Source organism: Roseburia sp. MSJ-14 (genome assembly GCF_018918225.1).
Lineage (GTDB): Bacteria > Bacillota > Clostridia > Lachnospirales > Lachnospiraceae > Petralouisia.
This window is the reverse complement of sequence record NZ_JAHLQD010000056.1, coordinates 13,248-28,259: the sequence shown is the minus strand read 5'-3', so window position 1 is coordinate 28,259 and position 15,012 is coordinate 13,248. Positions and strand designations below refer to the sequence as shown.

15 protein-coding genes are annotated in these 15,012 nt (G+C 35.7%); 13 read left to right on the top strand and 2 right to left on the bottom strand.

The window, feature by feature from the left end; translation table 11 throughout:
- Positions 1 to 17: 17 nt before the first annotated feature.
- Positions 18 to 2,846 (top strand): ATP-dependent DNA helicase, encoded by a 2,829-nt coding sequence (locus tag KQI83_RS16915; RefSeq protein WP_176931406.1) that lies wholly within the window; start codon positions 18 to 20, stop codon positions 2,844 to 2,846.
- 321 nt (positions 2,847 to 3,167) lie between these two features.
- On the opposite strand, the gene KQI83_RS15700 is transcribed toward KQI83_RS16915, so the two are convergent.
- Complete coding sequence (locus KQI83_RS15700; protein WP_216559995.1) at positions 3,168 to 3,716, bottom strand: helix-turn-helix domain-containing protein; 549 nt, start codon at positions 3,714 to 3,716, stop codon at positions 3,168 to 3,170.
- A 395-nt stretch (positions 3,717 to 4,111) separates the two neighbouring features.
- On the opposite strand from KQI83_RS15700, the gene KQI83_RS15695 reads away from it, so the two are divergent.
- The 7 genes from KQI83_RS15695 (at position 4,112) to KQI83_RS15665 (ending at position 9,118) form a co-directional block, all read left to right on the top strand.
- Complete coding sequence (locus KQI83_RS15695; RefSeq protein WP_015560978.1) at positions 4,112 to 4,297, top strand: AlpA family phage regulatory protein; 186 nt, start codon at positions 4,112 to 4,114, stop codon at positions 4,295 to 4,297.
- Between the two features lie 92 nt (positions 4,298 to 4,389).
- Positions 4,390 to 5,586, top strand: coding sequence for a site-specific integrase (locus tag KQI83_RS15690; protein ID WP_216559993.1), 1,197 nt, complete (start codon positions 4,390 to 4,392; stop codon positions 5,584 to 5,586).
- Between the two features lie 104 nt (positions 5,587 to 5,690).
- Positions 5,691 to 6,044, top strand: coding sequence for a plasmid mobilization protein (locus KQI83_RS15685; protein WP_216559991.1), 354 nt, complete (start codon positions 5,691 to 5,693; stop codon positions 6,042 to 6,044).
- Complete coding sequence (locus KQI83_RS15680; protein WP_216559989.1) at positions 6,025 to 6,399, top strand: TnpV protein; 375 nt, start codon at positions 6,025 to 6,027, stop codon at positions 6,397 to 6,399. Before KQI83_RS15685 ends, KQI83_RS15680 begins: the two co-directional genes overlap by 20 nt.
- 199 nt (positions 6,400 to 6,598) lie before the next feature.
- Entirely contained in the window at positions 6,599 to 6,976 is a 378-nt protein-coding gene (locus KQI83_RS15675; RefSeq protein WP_216559987.1) for a hypothetical protein, read from the top strand.
- Positions 6,945 to 7,307 (top strand): plasmid mobilization protein, encoded by a 363-nt coding sequence (locus tag KQI83_RS15670; protein WP_216559985.1) that lies wholly within the window; start codon positions 6,945 to 6,947, stop codon positions 7,305 to 7,307. The genes KQI83_RS15675 and KQI83_RS15670 overlap by 32 nt, the downstream gene beginning before the upstream one ends.
- The gene (locus KQI83_RS15665; protein WP_216559982.1) at positions 7,286 to 9,118 is read left to right on the top strand and encodes a relaxase/mobilization nuclease domain-containing protein; all 1,833 of its coding nucleotides are present in this window, start codon (positions 7,286 to 7,288) and stop codon (positions 9,116 to 9,118) included. The genes KQI83_RS15670 and KQI83_RS15665 overlap by 22 nt, the downstream gene beginning before the upstream one ends.
- A gap of 91 nt (positions 9,119 to 9,209) precedes the next feature.
- Here KQI83_RS15665 and KQI83_RS15660 read toward each other — a convergent pair whose 3' ends face one another.
- Positions 9,210 to 9,542 carry a hypothetical protein gene (locus KQI83_RS15660; RefSeq protein WP_216559979.1) on the bottom strand — a complete coding sequence of 111 codons (333 nt, stop codon included), beginning with the start codon at positions 9,540 to 9,542 and terminating at the stop codon, positions 9,210 to 9,212.
- 127 nt (positions 9,543 to 9,669) lie between these two features.
- Between KQI83_RS15660 and KQI83_RS15655 the strand changes: the two genes are divergently transcribed.
- The 5 genes from KQI83_RS15655 to KQI83_RS15635 all read left to right on the top strand — a co-directional run bounded on the left by KQI83_RS15655 (position 9,670) and on the right by KQI83_RS15635 (position 15,001).
- Positions 9,670 to 10,515 carry a helix-turn-helix domain-containing protein gene (locus KQI83_RS15655; RefSeq protein WP_216559977.1) on the top strand — a complete coding sequence of 282 codons (846 nt, stop codon included), beginning with the start codon at positions 9,670 to 9,672 and terminating at the stop codon, positions 10,513 to 10,515.
- 164 nt (positions 10,516 to 10,679) lie between these two features.
- Positions 10,680 to 10,889, top strand: a complete 210-nt coding sequence (locus KQI83_RS15650) for a helix-turn-helix domain-containing protein (RefSeq protein ID WP_118341405.1) — start codon at positions 10,680 to 10,682, stop codon at positions 10,887 to 10,889.
- The gene (locus KQI83_RS15645; RefSeq protein ID WP_216560427.1) at positions 10,889 to 11,956 is read left to right on the top strand and encodes a DNA cytosine methyltransferase; all 1,068 of its coding nucleotides are present in this window, start codon (positions 10,889 to 10,891) and stop codon (positions 11,954 to 11,956) included. Before KQI83_RS15650 ends, KQI83_RS15645 begins: the two co-directional genes overlap by 1 nt.
- A 3-nt stretch (positions 11,957 to 11,959) precedes the next feature.
- Positions 11,960 to 12,979, top strand: coding sequence for a restriction endonuclease PLD domain-containing protein (locus tag KQI83_RS15640; protein ID WP_216559975.1), 1,020 nt, complete (start codon positions 11,960 to 11,962; stop codon positions 12,977 to 12,979).
- A gap of 84 nt (positions 12,980 to 13,063) precedes the next feature.
- The gene (locus tag KQI83_RS15635) at positions 13,064 to 15,001 is read left to right on the top strand and encodes an AAA family ATPase (RefSeq protein ID WP_253295678.1); all 1,938 of its coding nucleotides are present in this window, start codon (positions 13,064 to 13,066) and stop codon (positions 14,999 to 15,001) included.
- Positions 15,002 to 15,012 lie beyond the last annotated feature (11 nt).

The following is a 15,012-nucleotide window of genomic DNA, read 5'->3' as shown; positions in this document are numbered from 1 at the left end:
AGGAGAAAGATGAGATTATGGATAATGTTTTGCAAATTGATAAGCAAATATTAAATTCGGATAAAATAATATGTAGACATATAAATAATTTGTGTAATTCGACGAGAGGAGAAATATCACAGGATATTCTATCACAATTAAGACATTTTGTTGAACATATTTTGTTGAAAATATATGCTAATGGTAATGATATTGAGGATACACAGGATAATGTTAAACAGGCTGTTAAATATGCAAAAAATCAAGAGTGGTTGAGATATTTGTCTCGTTTTCATCATTTTTTGCAGGTATCTGTATCACATAGGACTTTAGAGGAAGAAAATTCAGAGCGTTTAATGTTAAAATATTACGAATATCTTCTTAGGATAAAAACAATGTTACATGATAAGTATTCTCTTGATGTTTTGTATAACTTAGAGCAATTTCCAATTGAAACAGATGAGAGCTTAAATGAGTATTATCTAAAAATTGTTCAAAAGGTTGATGAATATAAAAAATCATCAAAAAATATGTATAAATATGATCGTTTTTACATTCAAAATATAAAACCATTTTTTTGTAATAATAAAATATATTATGAAGTAGCATTTATTCCGGCAAATGATAAGGCAAGTAAAACAGATAGAATAATTGCATTTACAGATAGGGAAATAACAGACTTTTATGCGGTAAAGTTAGCAATAGAAGATGATTATATAGAAATATTTGATAAATGTATGCCTATAAGAATTATTTTGGATTGGGAAGTAAGTATTCGACCATGTGAATTTAAAAATTTTAGTAAGATAATTAATAATCAGACCAAACCCATTGGAAAAGCAGAGGAGAGGGAACTAGTTAAGTATTTGACCGAGTCGGGAAGAAGCTTAGCAGAGATAGTTGTTTATTCAGATGAAAAATATAATGAAATCCGCAATCGAATTGTTCCAAATAGAGAGGGGTATCATTTTTTTGATTTATTGGATTTCTGTAGACAACTCATTAAAAATCAAGGTGCAGGTTACAATGTTTTAAGATATTTGTTACATCATATGAATAATAGAGTTATTAAAGAACAATATCATGAGAGTTATAAAAAGAATTATAACACTGGAAGATGGGAATATTTGGGTGCTAATAATTGGCTCTCAAATTTATATTTAGCAAATGAGTGTTTGCCTTTTGATACAATGCCGTTCTGTTCTGGATTGAGAAAACATGTACCAAATATATCAGATTTGTTAATAGCATTGGATACAGCTGGACGTGAACATGAATTTATGGCTAGAGTTATAAAAAATAATACTGAACAGAAAGGGATGCTGTATACCCCATTAGAGCAGAATGGAGAAAAGTATAAACTTGGTAATTTTGAAGATGTTGAAACTTTGAAAAATATATATAATAAGAAGTTACCGCAAACTCAGAAACAGCAAGCACGTAAATTGATTATAGATAAAGGCTATATATTTATTGAGGCATACAGGGATGATACAATATCTATAATTACAACGATTAAGAGATTAGCTCAAAGCGGTGTGAGTAATTATTCCAATACTGTAAAACATTGGATTGAAAATAGTGATTATAATATATCGGAAGAGAAGAAAAAAGCATTGGAGACAATGTTTGCTAAATCGCATGTATCGGTAATATATGGGGCAGCAGGAACAGGGAAGACTACATTTATTAATTACATTTCCAATTTTTTTAAAGAGTATTCGAAATTGTATTTGGCATATACGAATCCAGCAGTGAACAATCTGAAGAGAAAGGTCGCTGCAACCTCAGATTGCGAATTTATGACAATTTCAAAGTTTAACAATAGATATAATAATGACATAAAGAGAAAGTATGATATTATATTTATTGATGAGTGTAGTACGGTTAGCAATAAGGAAATGAAGGAGTTTTTGGAACTTGCTGATTATAAATTACTTGTATTAGTTGGAGATACGTACCAAATAGAATCAATAGAATTTGGAAATTGGTTTGATACAATACGTGGATTTCTTCCAGAGTCTGCAATATGTGAATTGGTAAAACCATATAGAAGTAATAGCAAGCAGTTACAAGCTTTGTGGGATAATGTCCGCAAAATGGAGGATGATATATTGGATCGACTACAAGCAGGAGGTTATTCAGTAAATCTTGATCCGTCAATTTTAACTCCAGCATCAGAGAACGAGATTATCTTATGTTTAAATTATGGAGGACTGTATGGAATAAACAATATAAATCATTTTATGCAAGAAAACAATAATGGCAAGGAGATAAGGAGAGGAATACAGAGATATAAAGTTGGTGATCCAATTTTGTTCAATGATTTGGCGGATTCATTTTTTACAAAGAATAAAGAACAAGTTCCAATTATTCATAATAATATGAAAGGCAGAATAGAAGATTTTAGACTTTTGGAAGCTGGTAAAGTAACGGAACGAATTCAATTTGATATAGAGATTGACAAGCCATTGATGAATTTAGATGACAAAGATTTAGATTTTCAAGTTATAGGTGTATCAGAAAAGGGAAATTCTATTATAAGATTTGAAGTTTATAAAAATAAAAGTACAGATGAAGATGATGACAGTGTATCTAAGAATATGGTACCATTTCAAATAGCATATGCGGTATCTATTCACAAAGCACAGGGTTTAGAGTATGATTCAGTAAAAATCATTATAACAGATGATATTGATGAACTGATAACACATAGTATCTTTTATACTGCCATAACAAGGGCAAGAGAAAAATTGAAAATTTATTGGACACAATCTGTTGAAAAGAAGGTTTTAGATAGAATAAAACCTAAAAATAATCATCAGGATATTTCTTTATTGAAACAAGAGTTGCTGTTAAGAAAATAAATTTGTACCCAAAATAAGATAAGTGTTGGAGATATTTTTCGAAGAAATATTGTACATTTTCTTATGTAGGAGACCTAATACCAAATGGGTACATTGATACCCATATGATACCTAAATTTTTGAAAATAAAAAATAATTGTGATAAAAGGCGGAATAATCGCCATTAAAAGCTCTAGAAATCAAGCTTTAGCAGAGATAATAAGTTTCTCTGCGGGGAGTTTGAATAATTTTTAAAAGCTCGCAAAGCCTAGTAAAATGGGCATTTGCGAGCTTGTTTTTTGTCTTGTGGTACTAAAGTGAGCTGTGCGTGAATAGTTTCATTTACGCCTGAGACCATGTTATTTTCCACTCAAAATATTCATTAGGAGAAATCTCTCCATTATTTAATTTCGTTTTCATTTCACACCATTCCGAAAGGAAATCATTTACCAATCCATATTCAAAAGTTAATGCGACAGGTGAACCTGCACTTTCATAATCATCTTCATTGTAAGTTGGTCTGGCGGTCTCGGAGGGTTTTGCCGGAGTCATTGCAGTCAGATGAATCAGGTTGCCGGGAGCTGTGTACTCTGGGAATCTTGTACCTTTTCCACGGGCAGGAAGTGATGTGGCACTTTCTTCAAGCCAGAAAAGTGTTTCAATGATATCTTCAGCAGCACCAAGGCTGTAATCAGAGATTGACTTGTAATTGCAGTGCAAAGCATCAGCAAGTTTTAGAATCATATCTTCACCGGGAATGCGGGCACCGGTTTCATACTGGGATATGCGGACAGACATATTTTTGCCCTCAAATCCAAGTGCACCGCCCAGCTCGTCCATTGTCATTTTACGGAATACCCGTATTTTCTTTATTCTTTCACCAATTGTCATAGTGTAGTCACCTCCGTTTATCTGTCCCTGATGGACTGTTAAAGACAGTATAACACGGAAAAAATGAAAATGGAAGTTTTTCTATACGAGAACATTAGAAAAATTCCTTGACAATTCAATACCACACGGTATAGAATAATATCAATTCAATTATCTATACGATATGGTATTGAAAAATAACAGAATGAGCGGTATCAGATATCGAACAGGCATTTGCCATGACATTCATAGGAATCGAGCGAATGTAGACACTCCCCCAAGCGGACCGAGTACCTCGAGCAGGAGCGGGCGGTATTACAGGAGATTATCTCAGGTAAGGAGGCTGGTTGTGACATCAGCAGAACTGGTATGGAGAAACGCCAAAACAAATTTATAAAGGAAAGGTGGTGAAAGGCATGAACGAAAAGTTTTTAGAAGTAGGAGATGTGATGCAGATTCTTGGAATTTCAAGATCAGCAGCATACAAGCTTATGAGACAGATTAACAGTGAACTTGAAAAGAAGGGTTACATTGTAATCCGTGGAAAAGTAAGCAGAAAATATTTTGAAGAACGCATTTATGGTATGAGTGATGCAGGATAAGCAACAGGTAAGAAGATTAATGCGGAGGCAGGTGCAGGAGCGATACGGCTTAGGCATCTGCTTCTGCATATGGAAAGAAGGAGATGATGAATATGCCAGCTTATAAAGACAGTAAGACAGGCACCTGGTTTGTCAAATTCTATTGTAAGGACTGGACCGGGGAAAACAAACAGATAAAGAAAAGAGACTTTGCAACAAAGAGGGAAGCACTTGATTATGAGAGGAATTATAAAATACGGCAGGAGAACAATCTGGATATGACATTTGGAGAGTTCTGGAAGCTGTATACAGAGGATGTGAAAAATTATGTCAAACTCAACACATGGCTTACCAAAGAACACATTGTGGATACAAAGATACTTCCATATTTTAAGAATCTTAAGATGAATGAGATTACACCGGGAGATGTACGCAAGTGGCAGAATGAGATGGTAGCATTCCGTTATGAGAATGGGAAGAGTTATTCCCAGACTTACAAGAAGACAATGCACAACATTTTAAGTGCGATATTAAATCATGCGTGCAGGTTTTATAATCTGAAATCAAATCCAGCAAGACAGGCTGGAAATATGGGCAGGGAAGAAAAGAAGGAAATGCTTTTCTGGACAACTGAGGAATATAAGAAGTTTTCAGAAGCGGTGATTGACAAGCCGGTTTCATTTTATGCATTTGAAATGCTGTACTGGACGGGAATGAGATTAGGTGAACTGCTTGCTCTTACAATGGAAGATTTTGACTTTGAAAAGAACACAGTCAGAATAAATAAATCGTATCAGCGGCTACAGGGGCAGGATGTTATTACAACACCGAAAACACCTAAGAGCAACAGAACAATCAAGTTGCCGAAGTTCCTTGCCGAAGAAATGCAGGAATATTTTGCAATGTTATATGACCAGACACCAACAGACAGGATATTTCTGGTAACAAAGAGCTTTCTTCATCATGAGATGGAGCGTGGCTGCAAGTTATCAGGTGTGAAGAAAATAAGAATTCATGATCTTAGGCATTCGCACATTTCACATCTGATTGACCTTGGGTTCTCCGCAGTTGCAATAGCTGACAGGGTTGGCCATGAGAGTATTGATATCACATATCGTTATTCACATCTGTTTCCGTCAAAGCAGGTGGCAATGGCAGACAGACTTGATGCTGTCAATGCAAGCTTTGAGGATTGCGAAGAGCAGGATGATGATGTAGAAATCATGCAGACAGAGGAAACAGCACCTATGATTGATATGGATGCGGCTGCGGAAAAAATTATAAGCATTGATAAGTACAAGGCAGTCTGATAATGCCTATGTAAAACATTATGAATCATGCCGGTACAAGTTTTGCTGGATATATGCAGCAGAAATTAAAAGAATAGATTTTATATCGGAAGGAGCAGATTATTATGAGCGAGAAAAGGCTGGATGCCAAGAACAGATGGAGAAATGTTGTAGTAGCGTTTCGTATGTCACCGGAGGAAGCACAGGAGCTGAATGTGAAGGTTTCACTCAGCGGACTTTCAAAACAGGATTATATCATCCAATGTCTTATGAAGCATGAAATCAGGGTTGTTGGTGGAATGAAGGTGGCAAAGAAAGTACAGGTGCATCTTGATACGATACTGGAAGAATTACAGACATTAGATGAATCTGACAGAGGTATAGATGTTGAAGAACTGCTGGTTCAATTAAAGCATGTGCTTGATATTCTGCAGAGTGATGAGAAAGGCGGTAATCATTATGAGAAAGACAACATTTGAAAAGCTTGGCATCCCATATGAAGAAAGGGATGGAATCTTTTATCCGGTGCTTGTCGCAGGAACAGAGAAGGCAGAAATAGAAGCAGGAAAGTATGGGCGAATGTGGATTAAATATATCAAGGAAGAATATCCAATGAGATATAAGAGTCTGGTGCGGTTCGGGGAGCTTGAAGAGAGAGCAGATGAAGTCAATGATACAGCATATGAGCTGCTCGATGATATTGAAGCTAAGTGGCTGAAAAAGCATAAGCCAAAGAATCCAAATTCCTTTACAGAACAGTTACAGCTAAGAACACAGACCAGGATGATGGCAGAGGAAATCGTTATTATGGATGTAGTGATGCAGTTTCATTAGTGTGGGGGCAAAAAGCGCCCCCAAAACCACAAAGTGGGGGCAGAAAGCGCCCCCGCACAAATCAGAGTCGAAAAAGTGTGGGGGCAAAAAGTGCCGTCAAAATGCAAAAGTGGGGGCAAAAAGCGCCGTCAAAACAGCAAAGTGACGGCAAAAAGCGCCACCACTCAAATCAGAGTGAAAAAAGTCATGGTGGCGGAAAGTGCCATCAAAATGGAAAAGTGGTGGCGGAAAATGCCACCAAAACAATAAAGTGATGGCAAAAAGTGCCACCACTTTACAACTCTGGTGGAACTTCAACCACCATATCAGTAATCGTGGTGGTACATTAACCACCACATATCATATACAGGGTGCAGGAGCTCCTGCCAAGACGAAAAATTATGTAAACGCTGATGCGTTTATATTTTTTCGGGAAAAGGTCCGACCTTTTCCACATCTTGCAAAACCTATAAGCAGAACTTTTGGAAAGGATGAAAAAGCAATGGTACAGATAAAAAGAGATTGGTTTGATACAGCATTAGAAAACTACGGAAGGGGAGAAACACATGGCAGATGGAAAGCGAAGATACAAATCTGACAGGAAAGATTATAAGATATCGGTGAAGCTGTCAGAAAAAGATATGGATATTCTGAAAGCAGCACTTAAGCGAACCGGAATGACAGCAAGTGCCTATATAAGAGAATTGATCCGGACAGGAGGTAACATTGATACAAGTTATCCAGAGGACAGGGCAAAAGCAATCCGTGTTATTGCAGGTATTGCAAATAATATTAATCAGGCAGTAAAGCTTGGCAATTCGCAAGGGAAATTGTATTACAGCGATATTGACAAGCTGCAGAACAGTCTGGATGATGTAAAGAAAACATTCGGGGAGGTGCTGGAAGTATGGCGATTACAAAGATCTTAAATATACAGGAGTCAGAGGGCAGAAATCCAGCATCACACCTAAAGAATGCTTTGAAATATATTCAGAATCCGGATAAGACAGAAGAATGTGTACTGGTGGGCGGTATTAACTGCCTGGCGGACACAGCATTTGAGCAGATGGAGGAGACAAAGAATATTTTTCATAAGACGGGTAAAAGGCAGGGCTATCATGTGATCATATCGTTTTCACCGGAGGAAAAAGTAACAGCAGAGCAGGCAATGTATGTGCTGGAGCATTTTGCGAAGGATGTGCTTGGTGATGATTATGAGGCTGTGTATGCAGTCCACACAGACAGGGAACATATGCATGGACATCTGATATGGAACAGTGTCAGTATGACAACCGGCAAGAAATACAATTCACCGAAAAGCAACTGGAAGAATCATCTCCAGCCTATTACAAATAAATACTGTGATGAGCTGGGACTTTCCATCATGCCAGCAGAGTACAGCAGGAATCCGAAAAATATCAGCAGGGACAAGTGGGAAAAGGAGATGTCCATGAAAGAGATAATTCTCAGGGATGCAAAAATGTGTGCATATGCAGCCGGAAAGGTGGAGCATTTTAAATATCTGATGAAAAGACTTGGATATGTATTTAAGAAAGACGCATGGATGGAGGTGCAGGCAACGGGATTTCGGTATTATCATAAACTGGCAAAGCTGGATGAGATGTTTTCAGAAGATATGCTAAGGCATCATGTGGATATGCTTTGGATGGCAAAGCCTTACTTTTATTCGTCGGATATCAGGGGATTGCACAGGGCGAAGCTGTCACCATTCCAGAAGAAGTTTTATGCAAAGCTGTATCGGTTAAGGATTGTAGAACAGAAGCGTTTTGTAGTAGGTGGAGCAAAGTATACAGAGGATTTGAAGAGGTTTCATCGGTTACAGGATGAATATCTGCTGCTTGTGAATAATGATATCAAAGATGTTGTGGAGCTTGTAGATTTCAGAAGTAAGCAGAAAGAAAAGATTCAGCAGATTGAGGACAGACAGAAGGCAATATATAGAGAAAACTCTAGCAGGAAACGAAGTATTAAGACAAAAGCACAATACCGGGAATATCAGATATGGCATGTGGAAGTGCAGGAAGAACTGGACGAGCTGAAGCAGGAGAAAAAAGAGATTAAGAGGCTGATACAGCTTGCTGATGGCATTGTGAAAGAAGATTTGTATACGGCATATTATGCGGTGTCGGAGAATGAGGAGATTGTTGCAGACAGGGATGTTGAGATACCGGGGATGGAAGATAATAAGCTGGTTGAGATAACAACGGAAGCGGTTGTTGAGCAGGAGACAAATGTTGAGGTAATGAATCCTAACAATATTCAGAATGAAATAGGCAGACAAAAAGATCAAACAGATAGTGTGAGAAAGCAACAGACTGATTTAGATGGCATAGGAATATCAGAGATTCATAATTCGTATGGTGTGAATGTGGCAAGAATGGACGAAAGTATAACTGATGTAACAGATAAAACTGAATTTGTGGAAATTAAAGAAACTGAACCTGTGGACAAAGCTGACCGGATTGTCAGGAGAATATCAGAGCTTGGTGGTTATGAGAATGTTAGTGATTCTGTTAAGGCTGATATATTCGGATTTGATATTGCTGATGTAGGCGGCAGCATAAGGTTGTTCTCGGAAGTGATGAAAAGGCTGGAGATAAAGCTGGATGGAGATGAGCTTTATGAAGAGTTTCAGAAAATTTATGATGAGAGTGTTGGTAGAGATACTGGTAAAGAGAAGGCGGAAGATAAGATTTGGAACAATGGCAGAGGAAGGTGATTCCTCTGTCATAACATCATGTAGAAAAATATTGTTTTAGCAAATGACTATATAATATATGGTAAAATGGAAACATAATACAAGTTTTGAATTATGTTGTGAAAAGTTTATGAACATTTTTCATAGCAATGGGACTGGCAGCTGCTACTCCTAATACGCTAAATGATATGATGGTAAAATATAGTAAATTTTGCCAGCGTTCATAATTACGACATTCGTAATTCTTATCCAATGATGTTAGCTTTTCCTGGGTGCTCATATCGTTGGATGATTTAATTAGCATAGTTTTCGTTATGTATTTTTCGTTAGATGTATTTTCTGCATCAGAGATGGATGCAAATGCTTTTAGATACATATTTTCAATGATGCTGTCTTGTAGGGTGCTGTTTTCGCCTATTGTTTGGATATAATTATTTTCATTCATGTGATGCCTCCTGATTAAAAATCTTTGAATTGACAAGAAATATTTTAAGATTTATCTTTATAAATGTAAATACCAATGATGATATATAAATGATGTAAAAAATAAAATTAGGAGGATAAAATATATTATGAATAATATAGAACATGATAAGGCACAATGCTGGTGCAATCGCCTGCATAAATTGATGAAAGAAAAGAATTATACTCAAAAAAGCTTCTTAAAAGAATATAAGGAAAAATACGGAGGCGGAACTCAGGCAAATATAAGCAGATGGCTACGTGTAGGAAGTAAAATTGAAAATGGAAAAACTATAGGGTTTCCTTCATATGAAACAATGTCAAATTTGGCAGATTTTTTTGGGGTATCAGTAGGTTATCTTATTGGTGAAACAGATTATGAATCATTTGAAATGGAAAAAGTTTGTGAGCATTTAGGGCTGGAGGAAGAAACTGTAAAAGCTATAATAGGAATAACTTCTGGTGAAAATATGGGCATTGGTGCAAACAGTATGTGCAGTGAATATAAATCAGCATTTCGCTATATTTTAACAGCAAGTAGTTTTCCTGTTTTTATTAAAGAGGTCAGAGAATATGCAGAAAATGTCTACAGATTGAAGCATCCGATAAAATATATGGATATAGTTTCTGCAAAAATGAGAAAAGATTTATTTGATTTGGCTGTTAAGTGTATGGATTATCAATGTATATCAGATGATAAATATGGGAGAATAGATGATTTTGAGGAAAATAGTGTAGAACCTACAGAAGAATTGTTAGAGGCAATTAGGATATTGAACGATGCACAAGATAAAGATTATGCTCAAAAATGTCATATAGAACAAATGGTTAAACTTTCTGAATATGAACTTCAGAAAATATATTTTGAAGTTATTAAGGAATTAACCAAAGAAGAGCATTTGCTAGATATGGTAATCCCTATGTATGTTGAAAAAGATTTAATAAATAAAGATTAAAATTAAAATTAAAATAGCTTTCTGCTTGTGAAAAATTAGTGAGAGTAGTTTTTGATTTTAATTTACTAGCAATTTATAAACAACATATGCTTAAAAATTATTTTGACATCATCAAAAAATATGTTTATAATATAAAAATAGATAGTAAGCAGGAGGATTGGTGCATGACAATATCAGAACAAATAAAAGTATTGTGTGTGAGATGTGGTGTAAGTGAAGCAGAACTGGCAAGGCGGCTGGGAAAATCGCCACAAAGCTTTAATTCGAAAATGAAAAGAGAAAGTTTTACAGTAGAAGATTTAGAGAAAATTGCAGATGTATTGGGTGTCGAATTTAACAGAGAATTTATATTAGCAAATGGAGATAAAGTTTGATGAAGAATATTGCAAAAGAATTTAAACTTGGAGAATTATTTTGTGGTCCTGGCGGATTGGCACTGGGAGCAACGACAGCGAAGATTGAAGATTCAGATTATAAGATTATTCATAAATGGGCAAATGATTATGATAAAGACACATGTAATACATATATCAGAAATATCTGCCCAGATGATGGAGAGAGTGTTATTTGTGGAGATGTAAGAAAACTTGATATTGACAGTCTTGGAGATATAGATGCATTAGCTTTTGGATTTCCATGCAATGATTTTTCTGTTGTAGGTGAGCAAAAGGGATTTGATGGTGTATATGGTCCGTTATATACATATGGGGTAAAAGTATTAAAGAAATATGAGCCTTTGTGGTTTTTAGCAGAAAATGTTGGTGGTTTAAAGAGCGCTAATGATGGAAAGGCATTTCAGAAGATACAGGAAGATTTAAAAAATGCCGGATATAGAATATATCCTAATTTATATAAATTTGAGGAATATGGGGTGCCGCAGGCAAGACATAGAGTAATAATTGTTGGTATCAGAGAGGATCTGCCATATGAATTTAAAATACCTAGTCCAAAACCATATAAAAATGTTGATGTTACTTGTAAGAATGCAATAGAGAATCCTCCAATCGGAAAAGAAGCTTATAATAACGAGTTGACAAAGCAATCCGAAATAGTTGTAAAGCGATTGAAATATATTAAACCGGGAGAAAATGCGTTTACTGCGGATTTGCCAGAAGAATTGCAGCTTAAAGTGAAGGGGGCAAAGATAAGTCAGATTTATAAGAGGTTAGATCCAGATAAACCAGCATATACAGTAACTGGTTCTGGTGGTGGTGGAACGCATATGTATCATTATTCGGAGCCAAGAGCATTGACTAATAGAGAGAGGGCAAGATTACAGACATTTCCTGATAATTATATTTTCGAGGGTTCTAAAGAGTCTGTTAGAAAACAAATTGGTATGGCGGTACCTGCAAAAGGAGCTAAAATCATCTTTGAAGCTATTTTAAGAACATTTGCGGGAATTGACTACGAAAGTGTAGAACCAAGTATAAAGGAGTAAGGTATGTATACTGATAATTTTGAAGAAGAAATCTTATTTACACCGGCGAGAAAAGATGGCGAAGCATGTAATCATTTAAAAATTGTTACAGCATTTACCGATGTTGAGAGAATATCAAGTCATTTGATAAAACTATTTGATGGCAGAAATAAAGAATATGTGTCTGGAATAAAAGTGGATATTATACTTGGAATGACAAAAGGCACGGGTCTGACACAAAAGAAACATGACAAGATATGCTCATTGATAAAAAGATTGAACAGTGTGTCTGGAATGCCTCAGATATCGTGCAATTATATTGTGGAAGGCAAACAGGTACATTCCAAGGTGTATGTATGGTGCAAGGGGCGAAAGGCAATAGAAGCTTTTAATGGTTCAGCTAATTATACCATGAATGCATTTTTTGTAAGAAGAGAATGTATGGATGTATGTAATCCTAAAGAGGCAAACCATTACTTCAACAGTCTGTTGACTGATACGATAAATTGCTTTGATGGTCAGATAAACGATAAGATTTCATTTTCTAGCAAGAAAAATGTGGAAGATGATGTTGCGGATACTAATTTAGAAAAATTATCTTGGGCGAGTTATCAGACTATTGAGCCAACAGATACATTAGAAGTATCTTTACTAAAAGCCGATGGCAGCGATACTGGATATGGTTCTGGTGTAAATTGGGGAATACGTAAAAATGGTTATAAGAGAAATAGAAACCAGGCGTATATTCCATATAATGTGGCAGATCATAAAGATGGATTTTTCCCAGATGTAAATGCTGATGGAACGTATCCAGTGTTTAAGGTTGTAACAAAGGAATATGATGCTTTTTATATGAGACAGGCACAAGCAAAGGGAAAGGCATTAGAAACTCCAGAAAGTAATGCGATAATAGGAGAATGGATAAGGCATAAACTTGGAGTGCCGGATGGTACATATATTACGAAACAAATGCTAGATCAATATGGAAAAACAAAGGTTTTGTTTAAAAAGTATGAAGATGGCATATATACTTTGGAGTACTAATTCTGGCATTAAGGAGAGAACAATATGGAGCAGAAGATCAATATCGATAATTTAGACGATTTGCAAAAACAGGCGTTAGTCTGTATGTATTATGCTATGCTTCCTAAAACAGACGCAAGATATAAGCAGAGAATACATGATTGGGAAGTGTTAGAAAAGAGATTTGGAACAAAGAAAACAACATATAAACATGCAAAGGATGCTTTTGATTTTTATTTTCCTAACAATGGAAGAAAAGGCTGGAGTGATGATAGAGATTTAAAAAGACGAGGACATGCATATCAGGAAGTGTTTGAGCTGTATAAGGATTATTCTGCAGACCAATTGGAAAAAGCTGTAGCGGAGATTATTCATGGATATGAGAATGAAGAGCCAACATTTGTATCTATGAAATGTGGTTTTCCAGATACAGTACATAACATTCTCAATGGCAACAAAGATATAACAGTTGATGGCGTTTATACCCTGAAAGAGGAATTGAATATTGGAAAGCATGTATTTGTTACATTGGGAGGAGACACAGGAAAATCAGAGGTTGATTGGGTTCCAGGGTTTATAGGAGTAGCACATGTAATTAGAGAACCTTATGATTTTGGATATAATGGTAAGGAAAAATACTTTAAGTTTGATATAGAAGTTGACTGTGTTTTTGAAAAGCCATTTAAAAGGGAAGATTTTTTAAGCTATAGAGAAGCATATGATGCTCCATATATAGGACCGGAGTTATCAAGAGATCCGTCACAGGCATTAAGTACTTTGGATATGATAAAGGCTGTTGCTGTTATACGTGCAGTACTTGATGAATTCCCAGAAATGCTTGGAAAATTCAAAGAAATTTTTGACAGAGAGTTTATGGATAGGGTTCTTGGAGCAATTACTGTAATGATACCAACATCTGTAAAATTTGGAGAAAGCAAAGAGGATGCAGTAAATTCTATTCATGAAGAAATGAGCATAGAGAATGAAGGCTCTGAGGAGGAAGAAATGGAATCTAAGCCATATATTGAACCTGATTATTATACAGGGTGTTCACGCAAAAATAAAGATACGGGGGCTGTATATGCACACAATAGAATTGTGTTTGGAGCACCAGGAACAGGAAAAAGTTTTAAGCTGAATGATGAGCAGAAGGATCTCATTTCAGAAGGTGGAGAGTATGAAAGAGTTACATTCCATCCAGATTATTCATATGCTAATTTTGTTGGAACATATAAGCCGGTACCTACAAAAGATGGAATATCATATGAATATGTTCCTGGACCATTTATGAGAACATATGTAAAAGCAATAGAAAATGGACAGTCGGAAAATAAGGAAGATGTAAAACCATTTCTGCTTCTTATAGAGGAAATTAATAGAGCAAATGTTGCTGCTGTATTTGGAGAGGTATTTCAGCTTTTAGATCGTGACGATAGAAATGCAAGCCAATATCCAGTTAAACCTTCTGAAGATATAAAGGCATACTTAGCAAAAGAACTTGGTGGAAAGCCAGAGCAGTATGATGAAATAAAGATACCAGATAATATGTATATCTGGTCAACTATGAATAGTGCTGATCAGGGTGTATTTCCAATGGATACAGCATTTAAAAGAAGATGGAACTTTGAATATATAGGTATTAACCATAAGGAAGAAAAGATTAAAGATACATATTTAGTGTGTGATAAAGCACAGGTACCATACAGAGTTGATTGGAATGAGCTTAGGAAGGCTATAAATACAACACTTGCTTCCAGAGATTATAAGATAAATGAAGACAAGCTTATGGGACCATTTTTTGTATCTAAAAGCATTTTAGAGAATGAAGATGCGTTTAGAGAAACTTTTAAGAGTAAAATTATTATGTACTTATTTGAAGATGCAGCAAAGCAGAGAAGGCATATGTTGTTTGGCGGCTGTGATGAGGATATAAGAAACCAATATTCAGCGATTTGCGAGGAATTTGATAAAAGAGGCATAGATATTTTTGATAAAGAAATCCGAGACAAAATCAAGAAAGAATATTTAAGTGAATTAGACTGAGAAGGGAATGT

Coding starts and splice junctions, on each gene's coding strand:
- KQI83_RS15680 (WP_216559989.1), top strand. CDS start 6,025: ATGAGAAAGACAACATTTGAAAAGCTTGGCATCCCATATGAAGAAAGG.
- KQI83_RS15685 (WP_216559991.1), top strand. CDS start 5,691: ATGAGCGAGAAAAGGCTGGATGCCAAGAACAGATGGAGAAATGTTGTA.
- KQI83_RS15670 (WP_216559985.1), top strand. CDS start 6,945: ATGGCAGATGGAAAGCGAAGATACAAATCTGACAGGAAAGATTATAAG.
- KQI83_RS15690 (WP_216559993.1), top strand. CDS start 4,390: ATGCCAGCTTATAAAGACAGTAAGACAGGCACCTGGTTTGTCAAATTC.
- KQI83_RS15700 (WP_216559995.1), bottom strand. CDS start 3,716: ATGACAATTGGTGAAAGAATAAAGAAAATACGGGTATTCCGTAAAATG.
- KQI83_RS15645 (WP_216560427.1), top strand. CDS start 10,889: ATGAAGAATATTGCAAAAGAATTTAAACTTGGAGAATTATTTTGTGGT.
- KQI83_RS15695 (WP_015560978.1), top strand. CDS start 4,112: ATGAACGAAAAGTTTTTAGAAGTAGGAGATGTGATGCAGATTCTTGGA.
- KQI83_RS15665 (WP_216559982.1), top strand. CDS start 7,286: ATGGCGATTACAAAGATCTTAAATATACAGGAGTCAGAGGGCAGAAAT.
- KQI83_RS15655 (WP_216559977.1), top strand. CDS start 9,670: ATGAATAATATAGAACATGATAAGGCACAATGCTGGTGCAATCGCCTG.
- KQI83_RS16915 (WP_176931406.1), top strand. CDS start 18: ATGGATAATGTTTTGCAAATTGATAAGCAAATATTAAATTCGGATAAA.
- KQI83_RS15640 (WP_216559975.1), top strand. CDS start 11,960: ATGTATACTGATAATTTTGAAGAAGAAATCTTATTTACACCGGCGAGA.
- KQI83_RS15660 (WP_216559979.1), bottom strand. CDS start 9,542: ATGAATGAAAATAATTATATCCAAACAATAGGCGAAAACAGCACCCTA.
- KQI83_RS15635 (WP_253295678.1), top strand. CDS start 13,064: ATGTATTATGCTATGCTTCCTAAAACAGACGCAAGATATAAGCAGAGA.
- KQI83_RS15650 (WP_118341405.1), top strand. CDS start 10,680: ATGACAATATCAGAACAAATAAAAGTATTGTGTGTGAGATGTGGTGTA.